Here is a 13,604-nt window from a genome sequence, read left to right on the forward strand (position 1 = left end):
GATCGCTTACGCGGGCAAGCCTCGCTCCTACGGGACAACACCGTACCTGTAGGAGCGAAGCTTGCCCGCGAAGGGCGCGACGCGGTTTCAGCTTGCGAGTTCGATCACCCGCCGATAAAACAACCACTCCTGCTCCAGCGCATGGGCCTGGTTCCCCGCCTTGCGAAAGCCATGCCGTTCGTCCGCGTAGTAATGCGCTTCAACCAGAATGCCGTTGTCTTGTAGCGCCTTGACCATGTCGCGGGTCTGTTGCGGCACCACCACGGCGTCCAGTTCGCCCTGAAAGAAAATCATCGGAACACTGATGTTGTTCGCATGCAGCAGCGGAGTACGCGCGGCGTATCGTTCGGCATCCTCAACCGGATCGCCAATCAGCCAATCCAGATAATCGCCTTCGAACTTGTGGGTCGCGCGGCCCAGTGCCACGGGATCGCTGACACCGTAAAGGCTGGCGCCTGCGCGGAAGACGTTGTGAAAGGCCAACGCACACAGCGTGGTGTAACCGCCAGCACTGCCGCCGCGAATAAACGCCTTGTCGCCGTCGATCAAGCCGCGATCGGCAAGATAAGCGACCACCGCGCAGGCATCTTCGACATCCACGTCACCCCAACTCAAATGCAGCGCCTGGCGATACGCCCGGCCATAGCCACTGCTGCCGCTGTAGTTGAGATCGGCCACGGCGAAGCCGCGTTGCGCCCAGTACTGAATGCGTGGATCAAGCATCGGGTAGCAGGCCGAGGTCGGGCCGCCGTGGATGAAGACCACCAGCGGCGGTTTCGCCTCGCCGGTCATCGGCGGATAGAAGAAGCCGTGGGCCTCGCCCGAACCGCTCGGGTAGCGCAAGGTTCGCGGGACGCTGATGCGCTCGGCGGGCAACGGTGCGATCCCGCCGGCGATGATTTTGACCTGGCGGGTATCGCGCTCGATTGCGATCACCGCCGACGAACTGACCGGCGATGCCGCGATGCAATAGATGAATTGCTCATCCAGTGCGAGATGACGAAAACGGCTGTAATCACCGGTGAAATCTTCAGCGGCGTCACCGCAGATTCCCAGTTTGCCGAACCCGCCTTCGGTCCAGCTGGCCAAGTAGCGGCTTTCGCCCAGCGGCAACCAGGTGCTGCCCCCCAGTTGCCACGGTGCCGGCCCATGGTCAGCGGCGGCACTCGGCAGCAGGCTCAGGCCGTCTGCGGATTCCGCCCAAGGCTGCCAGTAGCCGCCGCGATCCGTCAGGCAAAACAGGTGGCCGTCGCTGTCGAAACGCGGTTGTTGCAGTGACTCCTGCGCACCATCGCCCGCCACACAACGTGGTTGAGCGAAGCCCCCATCATTCTGGCGCTCGGCAACCATCAAGCGAGTGGCGGTCCACGGCTGATCCGGGCGGCTCCATTCAATCCACGCCAATCGTTGCGAGTCCGGACTCAGCGTCGGCGCGGCATAGAAATCGGCGCCTTCGGCCAGCAGATGACGCTGGCCGTCAGCCACATCAATCGCCACCAGACGATGCCGATCCCGGTTCTCTTCAACCGCCAAAACCTGTCCGTTGGCAAACTGCAGATCGCCGTAACGGCATTCCCCGGAGGTCAGCACCTCAGGCGTCTCGCCCGCCAGCGATTGCCGGTAGAGTTGCTGGTCTGCTTCGTTGACGAAAACAATCCCGTCATCCGTCAGACAAAACGCGCCACCGCCATATTCGTACACCCGACTGCGCACGCTGAAGCCTGCCGAAGTCAGGCAACGGGCCTGGCTGTCGCGCCAATGCCAGATCCTGCAGGCGGCATCCTCGGGGCGGTATTCGTTCCAGAACAGGCCATGCTGGCCGACTAACAGCTCGGCGAAGTCGATACCGGCCGCGACGGCCCGGGAAGCGCTGAAGGGTTCAGCTTTTAGCGATGAGGCGTGAGTTTCGTTCATTGCGAAAGGCCAGTTGTTCAATGGTCTGGGTCGCGTGTTCGGCTTCTTCGCGGGCCTTGAGAATCACGCCATGATGCTCCGACTTGCTGCACACCGGGTCGGCATTGCTGGCGTCACCCGTGAGCATGAACGCCTGGCAGCGACAGCCGCCGAAGTCTTTTTCTTTCTCGTCGCAGGAGCGGCATGGCTCGGGCATCCAGTCGTAACCACGGAAGCGGTTGAAGCCGAACGAGTCGTACCAGATGTGCTGCATGCTGTGATCGCGCACGTTCGGAAATTGCACCGGCATCTGTCGGGCACCGTGACACGGCAGTGCGGTTCCGTCCGGCGTGACTGTAAGAAAAATGCTGCCCCAGCCGTTCATGCAGGCTTTCGGGCGTTCTTCGTAGTAGTCCGGCGTGACGAAAATCAGCTTGCACGGATGACCTTCGGCTTCCAGTTTGGCGCGGTATTCGTTGGTGATGCGTTCGGCGCGAACCAATTGTTCTTTGGTCGGCAACAGGCCGACCCGATTGAGCTGTGCCCAACCGTAAAACTGGCAGGTGGCGAGTTCGACAAAGTCCGCTTCAAGGGCGATGCACAGCTCGATGATCCGGTCGATCTTGTCGATGTTGTGCCGATGGGTCACGAAGTTCAGCACCATCGGGTAGCCGTGGGCTTTCACCGCACGAGCCATTTCCAGCTTCTGCGCGAAGGCCTTTTTCGAACCAGCCAACAAGTTATTCACTTGTTCGTCGCTGGCCTGGAAACTGATCTGGATGTGATCAAGGCCGGCTTTCTTGAAGTCGCTGATTTTCTGCTCGGTGAGGCCAATGCCGGACGTGATGAGGTTGGTGTAGAAACCCAACTTGCGCGCCTCGGCGATCAGCTCGGCAAGGTCCTGGCGCACCAGCGGCTCACCGCCGGAAAAGCCCAGCTGTGCGGCACCCATTTCCCGGGCTTCGCGGAACACTTTGATCCACTGCTCGGTGCTCAGTTCTTTGCCTTGTTCGGCGAAGTCCAGCGGGTTTGAGCAGTATGGACATTGCAGCGGACAGCGGTACGTCAGCTCGGCCAGCAGCCACAGCGGCAGGCCGATTTCAGGTTTTGGCGGTAACGTGCCTGACACGGAATCAGGCAAGTTCGATCCAGTGCTGAGCACGGGCAACCTCCATGAACTGCTCGATGTCCTCAGCGAGCTCGGGCACGTCGGGGAACTTCGCGTCCAGTTCGGCGATGATCGCCGCTACGTCACGCTGGCCATCAATCAAACCGCCAATCAGCGCAGCGCTGTCGTTGAGTTTGATCATGCCTTCCGGGTACAGCAGGACATGGCCTTTCTGCGCCGGTTCGTACTGATAGCGGTAGCCCTGACGCCACGTCGGGGTCTTGCTGCGATCGAAACTCATAAGGTGATTCCTTTATGCCAGACCCGCTGGTCGGTCACGCTGTGATACGGCGGGCGGTTCAGTTCGTAGGCCATGCTCATGGCATCGAGCATGCTCCAAAGGATGTCCAGTTTGAACTGGAGAATTTGCAGCATGCGCTCTTGGCCTTCACGCGTCGTGTAGTGCTGCAAAGTGATCGCCAGACCGTGTTCCACGTCACGGCGTGCCTGGCCGAGACGGGTGCGGAAATACTCGTAGCCCGTCGGGTCGATCCACGGATAATGCTGCGGCCAGCTGTCGAGGCGCGATTGGTGGATCTGCGGCGCGAACAACTCGGTCAGCGAGCTGCTGGCGGCTTCCTGCCAACTGGCCCGGCGGGCGAAGTTTACGTAGGCGTCCACGGCGAAACGTACGCCGGGCAAGACCAGTTCCTGCGAGCGCAGCTGATCCGGGTCGAGGCCGACGGCCTGGCCCAGACGCAGCCACGCTTCGATGCCGCCGTCTTCGCCGGGGGCGCCGTCATGGTCGAGCAGACGCTGAATCCACTCGCGACGGATCTCGCGATCCGGGCAGTTGGCGAGGATCGCAGCGTCCTTCAGGGGGATGTTCACCTGATAGTAGAAGCGATTGGCGACCCAACCCTGGATCTGCTCGCGGGTCGCCCGGCCTTCATACATCGCCACGTGGTACGGGTGATAGATGTGGTAATAGGCGCCCTTGGCGCGCAAGGCTGCTTCGAATTCGGCGGGGGACATTGGGGTGTCAGTCATTGCGGTTCTCCGGGGATGACCGGTGGATTCTCTGGTGTCTGGTCCGACGCTTTCGCGGGCAAGCCTCGCTCCTACAGGGGCACGCGATCACTGTAGGAGCGAGGCTTGCCCGCGAAGAGGCCATCCGCTACAACACAATACTCATGCCGTCATACGCCACTTCAACCTTGCGCCGAGCCAACTCGGCACGCTCTGGCGAATCTTCATCGAGAATCGGATTGGTGTTGTTGATGTGGATAAGCACTTTGCGCTGCTTGGGCAATTGCTCCAGCACTTCGAGCATGCCGCCGGGGCCATTTTGCGCCAGATGGCCCATCTCCCGTCCAGTGCGCGTACCGACGCCACGGCGCTGCATTTCGTCGTCGTCCCACATCGTGCCGTCCACCAGCAGGCAATCGCTGGCGGCCATGATGTCCAGCAGCGGCGCATCGACTTTGCCCAGGCCCGGCGCGTAGAACAGTTTGCCGCCGGTGTTCAGGTCTTCGACGATCAGGCCAATGTTGTCGCCCGGGTGCGGGTCGAAGCGGTGCGGCGAGTAGGGCGGCGCGGCGCTGCGCAGGGGCAGCGGGGTGAAGAGCAGGCTTGGGCAGGCCGGGATGGTAAAGCTGCGGTCGAGTTCAATGCGGTTCCAGTTCAGCCCGCCATTCCAATGCTTGAGCATGGTGAACAGGGGGAAACCGGTGCTCAAGTCTTCATGGACCATGTCGGTGCACCAGACCTGGTGCGGGCAACCTTCGCGCAGGCTGAGCAGACCGGTGGTGTGATCGATCTGGCTGTCCATCAGGATGATTGCGCTGATGCCGGTATCGCGCAGGGCGCGGCCCGGTTGCAGCGGGGTGAAGCCTTGCAGCTGGACGCGGATGTCCGGCGAAGCGTTGCACAGGATCCAGTTCACGCCGTCATCGGAAATCGCGATGGACGACTGGGTACGCGCCTTGGCGTTCAGGCTGCCGTTGCGAAAACCGGCGCAGTTCACGCAGTTGCAGTTCCACTGGGGGAAACCGCCGCCGGCGGCGGAACCTAGAATCTGGACAAACATGGGCGCTCCATTTCAACGCTGAAAATAAAAACGCCCCGGTAAACCGAGGCGTTGCACATCATTACAACGGCAGACCTTAGCGGCTTGCGAAGTACATGGTGACTTCAAAGCCGATACGCAGGTCGGTGTAAGCAGGTTTGGACCAGGACATGGGAGCGCTCCTTCAGGTGATGAGACAGTTGAGACCTATACATATAGTCCACCTCCAGTCGGAGATGTTCAGATAGTTAGGTGGCTATGTTACTCAAAATTACAGCGCGATTGGCCGCGAATCTTTGAGAAAGCTAATTGCAGCGTCGGTAATGATCATTTTGCCGCTTGCCAAGGTGCTGTCGCGCAGGCGCTGCTGGCCAAGCAGCGCCAGCCACCTTCGGCCTGATTCAGTCGTCGGGCTGCTTCTTTCAATGCGTTGCGGTCGATCAGCAGGATCGCTTCAGGCAATCGCTCCAGATAATCCGACGAGTGGCCCGCCAGTTTGCCCTGCCAGAGCAGTTCGGCCGACTGAGCGTGGGGCAGTGCGGTGGCGTGGAATTGGTCGGCCAAGGCCTGGCGCTGGGCAATGAAGGTCGCATCATCGACGCCTTCAATCAGTGCGGGCATTTCGTTCAAGAAGCGCTCTATGTGTTCCAGCAGATCCTGAGGGGCAACGCTCGGTGATTGAACGCCGAACAGCAGCCCGGTCTGCCCATGAAACTGACGCAGGCCGCTGAACACGGCATAACCCAATTGCAGTTCAACCCGCAGGCGCTGATAGAACGGCGTCTGGCACAGGTGAGCGAGCAAACGCCACGCGGCTTCGTCGGTGATGTCTTGCGTGGCCGGCGGGCAAAACAGCAATAGCGCGTGTTCGCTGGAACCGGTGTCGAGCGCGCTCCACAGATGCAGCGCGTTTATCGAGGCGGGCGGCGACGGCTGATCGTCCGCAGCACCGGGCACGCGGCTAAGTGCCAGGCCCATCGCTGCTTGCGTCTGCGCCGACAGGCCCATCGCCAGACCTTGCCAGCGTGCGCTCGCCCAGAGCTGCTGCACGTCATCACTTTCAGCGGTGCGCTCAAGTGAATGCTCGGGAAGCATTTTCAGCAGCTGTCTGATCGGTATCAACGGCATGCTTGGCGGTTCTTCCTGTGGGAAACCGACATCGGGTTTTGTCAGCTCTTTCAGCACATGTTCGAGGACGGTCGGCATGGGCTCCTGCAGGCCTGTCATCTTCAGCAGCCATTCATTGCCTGATGCACTGAAGGAAAACTCGACCCCCGCCTGGCGGGCATCTTCACGCGAGGGTTGCAGGCGATTTTCCAGGTTCGATTGAACACGGGGATGAGGTTTGGCCTGCAGTCGCCAGCGCAGATAAATCGCGCCCTCATCCGTGTTGTCCGGCAACGCCTGACTGAACTGCATCGGCGAGTTTTCGCGACGGCTGCGCGAGCGATCCTGGGCAAACGTCCGCAGGCCGCGGTGTTTGCTGGTCTGGCCGCGAATCAATCCGGCATTGGTCGCTGGTGCTTCTGTGCGTAAAAACGGGTTTGGCGCTGGTAATTGCCATTCGCCGGAGAAGTTATCCACAGCGCCGATTTTTTTCAGGATGTCCTTGAGCGCTATGACGCCTTGTTCGGATAAACCGGCTTCAAGCTGCTCACTGTCCAGTCGCGCCAGTTGCAGGGCACCGCTGACGTGTTGCTGACGGTCGAGCAGGGCGGCGTACTCTTGGCGCAACTCGGTCCAGTTCTGGTGAGAGGCAAAAAAGCCCAGCCAATCCACAAGCCGTTCGCGGATCGCGTTCCCCGGTTTAGTTGTGGTGAATTCAATGTGCAGCAAGGCTTGGCCGGCGAACTGATACAGCGGCGCGGCTTTCAGGCTGTCCGCCAGCCCTTGCTCGCGCAATTCAGCCAGCAGACCGCCAGGTTTAGCGGCGTTCAGCCAATGGCACAGGAACGCTAATGCCTCGCGGGATGAGTCGGGCAACGCTTCGAACGCGAACAGTAGATCGAGCCGACGTTCGCCAGCCTGTTGATAACTATTGTCGGAAGAGTCCATAAGCGGTGCAGGTGCTTCTTGCGCAACCTTTTCCCCTACGGCGAGAAGATCGCCAAAGTGCTGAGCCATTGCCCTCAACTCATCGAGACTCTGCGGTCCGGCCAGGCTCAACGTCATCTGCCCGGTCCGATAAAACCGCTGATAGAAATCCCTCAACGCTTGCTGAAACTCCGGCTGCGGCACCGGCAGGCTGTAACGGTTGCCCGCATGAAACGCCCGTAGCGGGTGAGCCGTCGACAGCCCGTCAAACAGCGCGAAATGCTGTTGAGCCTTGGCATCCCGGGACCAGGCGACAAATTCGGCGTGCAGCACTTCCCGTTCCCGCCGCTGATCGTCCAGATTCATACGCGGATGAGCGAGCATGTCTGACAGACGCTCCAGCCCACCGCTAAACGCCTGAGGCGGCAGTTCGAAAAAGAAGTCGGTGGTGCGTTCGCTGGTGCGTGCGTTGACCTGGCCGCCATGACCTTGCACGTAGGCCATCAGCCCTTGCCCTGCGGGAAAGCGCTCCGTCCCCAGAAACAACAAATGCTCGAGAAAGTGCGCGAGGCCGGGCCATGCCAGCGGCACGTCATGACTGCCTGCGAAAACCCGCAACGCCGCGGCGCAGCGCTTCAAATCGGGAGCATGACGCAGCGTCACCCGCAGGCCATTGGCCAGGGTTTCAGTGTGGGGGCGGGGATGATTCAGCGCAGGCATGAGCACTTCCAGGACAGAGAAGCGCTAATGCTAGCGGATTACGATGGATCAGCGCTTGTTAAGGTCGCCGTAAAGCTCAGGACGGCGATCGACCAAGTAGCGATTGGCGGCACGGGATTCGACCATTAACTGACGATCCAGCTCACCGACAATCAGTGCTTCATCCAGGCCCGCCTGGGCGATGCGGCTGCCATCCGGTGCAGCGATGCTGCTCTGGCCGCAATAGTTGATCTCACCTTCCTGCCCGCAATAGTTGGCATATGCCACATAACACTGGTTTTCGAAGGCGCGGGCGCGGACGGTGACATCGGCAACGAAGTCAAAGGGAACCATGTTCGCCGTCGGCACCAGGATCAACTCGGCACCGGCCAAGGCCAGGCGACGGGCGTTTTCCGGGAACTCCAGGTCGTAACAGATCAAAAAGCCGAGCTTCCAGCCGTTGAGTTCCACCAAGGGGAAATCATCCTGCCCGGCGCTGAACATCGAGTGATCGAGGTCGCCGAACAGGTGAGTCTTGCGGTAGTTGCACAGGCGCTCGCCGTTGGCGTCGATCAACTGCACGGCGTTGTAGATCTGCCCGTCCTCGGTGCGCTCGGGATAGCCGTACAAAATGGCGATCCCGGCGGTCTTGGCAATGCGCGCGATCTGCTGCGCCGATTCACCGTTGTGCACCTCCGCCAGCACGCTGACGGCATCGATGCCGATGTTGTAGCCGGTCAGGAACATCTCCGGCAGCACCAGCAAGTCAGCGCCCTTGGCCTCCAGCGCCAGTTGATGCAGGCGCTGCAGATTGCCGGCGACATCCAGGGGCAGCGGTGGACATTGGTAAAGGGCTACGCGCATTTGGAACTCCTTTTACTCGGGCAGGGCGATCGGACCGATCTCGTTGAACACATCACCTGGACCCGGGTTCTCGGCGTGAGTTTCACCGCCGAAGTGTTTCATGATGCCCCAGACCGCGTTGAGCGAAGTCTGTACCGCGCCTTCCACCCACGCCGGCGTCCATGAAACGTCGTCGCCCGCGATGAAGATCCCGCGTTGCTCGGCCGGCATGTCGTCCTGCATGAAGTGCGCATACATCCGCTGGTTGTAGCGATAGTGGCCGGGCAGGGCGCCTTTGAAAGCACCGAGGAAGTGCGGGTCGGCTTCCCACGACACGGTGATCGGATCGCCGATGATGCGCGCGGCAATGTCGACTTTCGGGTAGATCTTTTTCAATGCGTCCAACGCCAGCTTCACGCGTTTTTCCACCGGGTGCGGCAGCATTTTCAGTGCGTCGCTCATCCACGAGTACGACAGGCAAATCACACCCGGCTTGTCGTCGCCGTTGTCGAAGAGGTAGGTGCCGCGGGTCAGGCGATCGGTGAGGGTCATGCTCATCAGGTCGCGGCCGGTTTCCGGATCCTTGTCCTTCCAGAATGGCCGGTCGACCATCACGAAGGTTTTCGACGATTGCATGTAGCGGGTGCGGTCGAGGGCCATCCACATCTTTTGCGAGAACAGGGTTTCGTCGCATTCGATCTGGGTGGTCAGCAGCCAGCTCTGGCAGGTGGTCAGTACCGCCGCGTATTCGCGGGTGTCGCCGTTGTTATCGGTGACCGCAAAACGGCCGTCCGGGGCATGAGCGATTTTTTTAACCCCGGAGCGTGGCGCGCCTCTGTGCAGCGACTTGAGGCTGGTGCCTTCGGGCCAGTGCACGCAACGTTCCGGCACATGACGCCAGATGCCTTGCGGCACTTGTTCGACGCCGCCGACGACCAGATGTTGGTGATCGTCGCAGTTGGTCATCACGACGCGGAAGATTTCCAGCATCGAGTTCGGGAAGTCCGAATCCCAGCCGCCGGTACCGAAACCGACCTGGCCGAACACTTCGCGGTGATGGAATGAGAGCTTGGCGAAGGCTTCGGAGGTAGCGACGAAGTCGTAGAAGGTTCGGTCATCCCACAGCGGAACCAGGGTGTTCCACAGCTCTTTGAGGCGTGGCACATCGCGGTCGCGGATCGCTTGCTGGATATCGGCGAACTGCGAGCCAGCCTCCAGTGCATCTGCCCAAGCGTCAGCCACTTCCTGGAATAGTGCAGGAAGATCTGCCAGTTTCTGTGCGTAATGGGTTTTGCCTTCCAGGTCGATCACGGTGCTGCCAGAGGCAGGCGTCAGCGGATTGGGAAAGGGTTTGGTCTCGAGACCGAGCTTGTCGACATAGTGGTAAAACGCCGTGGACGACACCGGAAAGCGCATGCCGCCCAGTTCGGCGACGATGCCATCGGTCCCGTTGAACGCTTGGGAACGCAGACGGCCACCCATTTTCGAAGCTTCGTAGACGACGGGTTTGAGGCCCAGTTTCATCAACTCATAAGCTGCCACCAGACCGGCGATACCTGCGCCAACAATCGCCACTTCGGCACCATGATTGTGTGCCGGAATGCTGCCCAGGCCGGCCGGGTGTTCGATCCAGTCGTCAAAGCCGAAAGGAAAGTCCGGGCCGAAAATGGTGACTGGTTTTTTACCGTCTGCAGGATGGCGATTGTTCTTGTTCATGACTGACCTTACTGGCGACCCGACGCGGAATGCGCATCTGAGTATAGGAAAAGATGGCAGCCATTCTAGAGAGCGTAGAACACGTTAATAAGACGCAATGTGTCGTCGTTTTGCTAATTTTTTGGTCACTATGACGACAAGCTACTACACACTGACCAATGTGTGAGCGAGCCTGCTCGCGATGAGGCCCTCAAGACGCTGCAAATCAAACCGGCTGCCCCCGATCAATCTTGCTGCTCAAGATGATCGACGTCGTCGTCTTCTCCACCCCATCCACACTGCCAATCTGATCCAGCAACTGATCCAGCTGCTCCGGCGATTCCGTGCGCAGCCACGCCACGTAGTCAAATTCGCCACTCACCGCACACAACTGCTGCACCTGGGCCATGGCACTGAGCCGGCGCAGCACTTCCTTGCCCGAGCGCGGTTGCACCGTGATCCCGACATACGCCTGCAAGCCGCCATCCACCACCCGTTGACCCAGACGCACGCCGTAACCGGTGATGACTTTGGCCTTTTCCAGCCGTGCCAGACGTGAAGTCACCGTGGTCCGTGCGACCCCCAACTGGCGAGCGAGCATGGCCACGCTTTCACGGGCGTTGATCTGCAAGGCCGCGATCAGTTGGCGGTCGATTTCGTCAAGAACGGGCGGTCGGGTATCAGGCAAGGGTCGTCTCCGGCAACACAAATCAGTGGGCTGGCATGTTACAGCACGGCTGGCACGGCGGATGTCAGAGAACGTCAGACGCCGCGCGGAAGACAGGATGGACACCAGCTGTCAGTCATAGTCGAATGAGAAATCGAGGGATGCGAGGTGATCAAAATGACAAAGAACATGCCTCCCGCTGTCCGGGATCACGCAGTGCAGATTGCCAATCACGAAATGGGTCACTACGTCGTTGCCCGAGTCTTGGGGTTTGAAACGGGTGATGTGAGCCTGACAGTGACCATGGACTTGAGGCATCAAGCGGGCGCTTCCATTACCTTGGCGCGTTCAATTACGACGATTGAGGCAATGAAGGAGCATCTGCAAGCCCGAATGATGGTTCTCTTTGCGGGCGCCATGGCGCAGTCATTGGCTTCAAAGCGTTCGCCCGGCAAACGCGTCGATAAGCCGAAAGCGGCCGCCATCCTGAGGGGAGAACTTGGGGCAGAACAGGACTACGCAAAAATCAGGGAGTTACGGCACTTGCTGCGCAACATCACCTATCCCGAGACGGATCCGGCTTCGTCTGAACGCGTAACGGCCGAGCTGAAAGAGATTACGGATCGTCTGTGGTTACGGACTCAAACAATCGTTGAGCAGTTGGCCGATACGATTATTGGGTTGGGCGAAGCGTTGGTAGATGGCATGGGTATCGTGGAGCAATGGGGGCGGTCGGCGGATACGTATGAGGGTGTTTTGACGAGGGAGGGGCTTGAGCGGATGGGGTTGGTGCGGGCGATTCCGGGGTTGCGCGTTGGGGCTGGCAACGATGGTGCCGATTCGCACAGGGAGTAACTTCCGGGCGCGCATTGCACGCTCGGTCACGACTGGAAGCCCCGAATAATCGGGGCGTCTTTCAGTGGGATAGTGCGCGCTACTCCTCTGATTCCGTCGCGGTCCGAGCCGGTCTCGGCGTTAGCACCTTCACCACATCATCAATCACCGCCTTACCCATCGCCGTCAGATAGTGCGCGGCCCAGGCGTGGCGGTCAGTGTCTCTTGCGTAGGCAGCGTCCTCGGCAAATGATTTTGCGAGGAACAGCAGATCGGAGGCTTGTGACAATGCATCAACGATGGGGACACCGGCGCGGACGTTGAACAACGCCTGATCCGAGCAGTAGATGAGTGGGGTGAAACCGATGGTTTTCAGGTCTGAAATTGCGGATGGATTTATTTTATTCACGATATAACTCCTAGGTTCGAGGAGCTGCCACTTTCGTTACCACACGAAAGGGTGGCAGCTGTACGCAGGGTGGTAAACCGGGAACCAAGGAAACCGGCACGCCCGAAGGCGTCCCACGCACAGCTGCCATATCGAGATCACAGGCATAAAAAACTGCCTATCTTCGTGATGAGTGCACTGTTGCGCTGGTTCACCGGGTTACCACACCCGATCGCTGCATTTGCAGCGACGTCCGGAGAGTAGCCCGTCGAAGAGAACGCCAACAAGGCGGCAAAGTGCCCAAACGCACCCATTACGCAATTCTCGGAGTTTGCCTACAACCTTGGCAGACGTCATCCGATAACCTCACGTCAGCGCAAAATATAACCTAGACGGCAGACAGGAAAAAACGCATGTCCCGCCGCGGAGCAGCGCACAGGACGCGACCCGAGCCCCGACAGGATGACTGATGCTACAAAATGACCGCAAAAATCTGGAGCTCGATAAGCTTCAAGTCGAAATCCGGAGATTCATTGCTGAAACCCGCAAGTTTATGGCGGAAGAAAGCAAGCTTAGGCAGGAGGCTTTTTGGTATCCGTTCGCAGTAGGCGCCGGTCTAGTGACCGCCGTTGTCGCCGCCGTCGGATTGTGGTTCAAGCTTTAAAATCGCTAACACACGGAAGCGACCAATGATCGGAGGTGCTTGAGTTTTACCGCTTAGCAGCCCACCTTATCTAACAAGGGTTAGCGCATTAGGCGTGACTCGTGATCCCTGCAGGAAGACGCAGTATGTCCACACCTCCTACGATTCAAGCCAGCATTGAACAGTTACACCGTGACGTGGCCGCCTTGGCCGAAGACATGCGTAGCCCATCCCCCATTGCGACCCGAGCAATCCTACTGCCGTTTGGACTCGGTGCCGCGCTGGCGCTCGTGACTATTGTTGCTGTTGCCTTGGTGGTTCGGCTGGTCTGATCTCTTAGGCCAAACGTTAGTCGCAGAAAAAAAGCCGCGCATTTGCGCGGCTTTCGTGTTTGGTGGGTCCACACGGAGGAATCGTGGACCAAAGGATTATGAGCAGGGCTGTATTGCTAGGGCAGAAACGAAAAAAGACGCCATAGGCGTCTTCTTCGATTTGGTAAAGCAGATCCGGACACCACTTGCGAACCGCGTTGCGCAGTTACGGCTTTCGCGGCTGGGAAGCGCTCAATCTCATCCGGTCAGTCGCTTCGATAGCACTATTGACGTGATTCGTTAAATCAAAAGAAAGCCGCGCATCAGCGCGGCTTTCTTGTTTGGTGGGCCCACACGGATTTGAACCGTGGACCAAAGGATTATGAGTCCTCTGCTCTAACCAACTGAGCTATAGGCCCTC

The 13,604-nt window shown here is 59.5% G+C and carries 14 protein-coding genes and 1 tRNA gene; 3 read left to right on the top strand and 12 right to left on the bottom strand.

Annotated features, from left to right (window positions below; genetic code table 11):
• Positions 1 to 87: 87 nt before the first annotated feature.
• The 10 genes from FHL16_RS02015 to FHL16_RS02060 all read right to left on the bottom strand — a co-directional run bounded on the left by FHL16_RS02015 (position 88) and on the right by FHL16_RS02060 (position 11,028).
• Positions 88 to 1,914 carry a S9 family peptidase gene (locus FHL16_RS02015; protein WP_077747300.1) on the bottom strand — a complete coding sequence of 609 codons (1,827 nt, stop codon included), beginning with the start codon at positions 1,912 to 1,914 and terminating at the stop codon, positions 88 to 90.
• Positions 1,880 to 3,022: a pyrroloquinoline quinone biosynthesis protein PqqE gene (gene pqqE, locus FHL16_RS02020; protein ID WP_167362294.1), complete on the bottom strand. Its 1,143-nt coding sequence runs from the start codon at positions 3,020 to 3,022 to the stop codon at positions 1,880 to 1,882. Before pqqE ends, FHL16_RS02015 begins: the two co-directional genes overlap by 35 nt.
• 4 nt (positions 3,023 to 3,026) lie before the next feature.
• On the bottom strand, positions 3,027 to 3,302 hold the full coding sequence (pqqD, locus tag FHL16_RS02025; RefSeq protein WP_010467137.1) for a pyrroloquinoline quinone biosynthesis peptide chaperone PqqD: 276 nt from the start codon (positions 3,300 to 3,302) through the stop codon (positions 3,027 to 3,029).
• The gene (gene pqqC, locus FHL16_RS02030) at positions 3,299 to 4,051 is read right to left on the bottom strand and encodes a pyrroloquinoline-quinone synthase PqqC (RefSeq protein ID WP_010467138.1); all 753 of its coding nucleotides are present in this window, start codon (positions 4,049 to 4,051) and stop codon (positions 3,299 to 3,301) included. Before pqqC ends, pqqD begins: the two co-directional genes overlap by 4 nt.
• A gap of 127 nt (positions 4,052 to 4,178) precedes the next feature.
• On the bottom strand, positions 4,179 to 5,090 hold the full coding sequence (pqqB, locus tag FHL16_RS02035) for a pyrroloquinoline quinone biosynthesis protein PqqB (RefSeq protein WP_010467139.1): 912 nt from the start codon (positions 5,088 to 5,090) through the stop codon (positions 4,179 to 4,181).
• A gap of 76 nt (positions 5,091 to 5,166) precedes the next feature.
• Positions 5,167 to 5,241: a pyrroloquinoline quinone precursor peptide PqqA gene (pqqA, locus tag FHL16_RS02040; RefSeq protein WP_009045898.1), complete on the bottom strand. Its 75-nt coding sequence runs from the start codon at positions 5,239 to 5,241 to the stop codon at positions 5,167 to 5,169.
• Positions 5,242 to 5,396: 155 nt separating this feature from the next.
• The gene (pqqF, locus tag FHL16_RS02045) at positions 5,397 to 7,823 is read right to left on the bottom strand and encodes a pyrroloquinoline quinone biosynthesis protein PqqF (RefSeq protein ID WP_077747302.1); all 2,427 of its coding nucleotides are present in this window, start codon (positions 7,821 to 7,823) and stop codon (positions 5,397 to 5,399) included.
• A 48-nt stretch (positions 7,824 to 7,871) separates the two neighbouring features.
• Positions 7,872 to 8,666 carry a carbon-nitrogen hydrolase family protein gene (locus tag FHL16_RS02050; RefSeq protein WP_010467143.1) on the bottom strand — a complete coding sequence of 265 codons (795 nt, stop codon included), beginning with the start codon at positions 8,664 to 8,666 and terminating at the stop codon, positions 7,872 to 7,874.
• Between the two features lie 12 nt (positions 8,667 to 8,678).
• Positions 8,679 to 10,361: a flavin monoamine oxidase family protein gene (locus FHL16_RS02055; RefSeq protein ID WP_010467144.1), complete on the bottom strand. Its 1,683-nt coding sequence runs from the start codon at positions 10,359 to 10,361 to the stop codon at positions 8,679 to 8,681.
• A 205-nt stretch (positions 10,362 to 10,566) separates the two neighbouring features.
• Positions 10,567 to 11,028, bottom strand: coding sequence for an Lrp/AsnC family transcriptional regulator (locus tag FHL16_RS02060; protein WP_010467145.1), 462 nt, complete (start codon positions 11,026 to 11,028; stop codon positions 10,567 to 10,569).
• 156 nt (positions 11,029 to 11,184) lie between these two features.
• On the opposite strand from FHL16_RS02060, the gene FHL16_RS02065 reads away from it, so the two are divergent.
• Positions 11,185 to 11,862, top strand: coding sequence for a peptidase M41 (locus FHL16_RS02065; RefSeq protein ID WP_077747303.1), 678 nt, complete (start codon positions 11,185 to 11,187; stop codon positions 11,860 to 11,862).
• 79 nt (positions 11,863 to 11,941) lie between these two features.
• Here FHL16_RS02065 and FHL16_RS02070 read toward each other — a convergent pair whose 3' ends face one another.
• Complete coding sequence (locus tag FHL16_RS02070) at positions 11,942 to 12,250, bottom strand: DUF3077 domain-containing protein (protein ID WP_010467147.1); 309 nt, start codon at positions 12,248 to 12,250, stop codon at positions 11,942 to 11,944.
• 448 nt (positions 12,251 to 12,698) lie between these two features.
• Here FHL16_RS02070 and FHL16_RS02075 point away from each other — a divergent pair, with 448 nt between their 5' ends.
• Both FHL16_RS02075 and FHL16_RS02080 read left to right on the top strand, forming a co-directional pair.
• Positions 12,699 to 12,893 (top strand): hypothetical protein, encoded by a 195-nt coding sequence (locus FHL16_RS02075; protein WP_010467148.1) that lies wholly within the window; start codon positions 12,699 to 12,701, stop codon positions 12,891 to 12,893.
• Between the two features lie 125 nt (positions 12,894 to 13,018).
• On the top strand, positions 13,019 to 13,204 hold the full coding sequence (locus tag FHL16_RS02080; RefSeq protein WP_077747304.1) for a hypothetical protein: 186 nt from the start codon (positions 13,019 to 13,021) through the stop codon (positions 13,202 to 13,204).
• A 321-nt stretch (positions 13,205 to 13,525) separates the two neighbouring features.
• Here FHL16_RS02080 and FHL16_RS02085 read toward each other — a convergent pair.
• Positions 13,526 to 13,602, bottom strand: a tRNA-Ile gene (locus FHL16_RS02085).
• Positions 13,603 to 13,604: the final 2 nt, after the last annotated feature.

Origin of the sequence: Pseudomonas sp. FSL W5-0299, from assembly GCF_005930655.1 — a bacterium.
Taxonomy (GTDB): Bacteria; Pseudomonadota; Gammaproteobacteria; order Pseudomonadales; family Pseudomonadaceae; genus Aquipseudomonas; species Aquipseudomonas mandelii.

Excerpts from the sequence above, each read along its gene's own strand:
- FHL16_RS02015 (WP_077747300.1), bottom strand. The coding sequence starts at position 1,914 with ATGAACGAAACTCACGCCTCATCGCTAAAAGCTGAACCCTTCAGCGCT.
- pqqD (WP_010467137.1), bottom strand. The coding sequence starts at position 3,302 with ATGAGTTTCGATCGCAGCAAGACCCCGACGTGGCGTCAGGGCTACCGC.
- pqqC (WP_010467138.1), bottom strand. The coding sequence starts at position 4,051 with ATGACTGACACCCCAATGTCCCCCGCCGAATTCGAAGCAGCCTTGCGC.
- pqqB (WP_010467139.1), bottom strand. The coding sequence starts at position 5,090 with ATGTTTGTCCAGATTCTAGGTTCCGCCGCCGGCGGCGGTTTCCCCCAG.
- pqqF (WP_077747302.1), bottom strand. The coding sequence starts at position 7,823 with ATGCCTGCGCTGAATCATCCCCGCCCCCACACTGAAACCCTGGCCAAT.
- FHL16_RS02050 (WP_010467143.1), bottom strand. The coding sequence starts at position 8,666 with ATGCGCGTAGCCCTTTACCAATGTCCACCGCTGCCCCTGGATGTCGCC.
- FHL16_RS02055 (WP_010467144.1), bottom strand. The coding sequence starts at position 10,361 with ATGAACAAGAACAATCGCCATCCTGCAGACGGTAAAAAACCAGTCACC.
- FHL16_RS02065 (WP_077747303.1), top strand. The coding sequence starts at position 11,185 with ATGACAAAGAACATGCCTCCCGCTGTCCGGGATCACGCAGTGCAGATT.
- FHL16_RS02075 (WP_010467148.1), top strand. The coding sequence starts at position 12,699 with ATGCTACAAAATGACCGCAAAAATCTGGAGCTCGATAAGCTTCAAGTC.
- FHL16_RS02080 (WP_077747304.1), top strand. The coding sequence starts at position 13,019 with ATGTCCACACCTCCTACGATTCAAGCCAGCATTGAACAGTTACACCGT.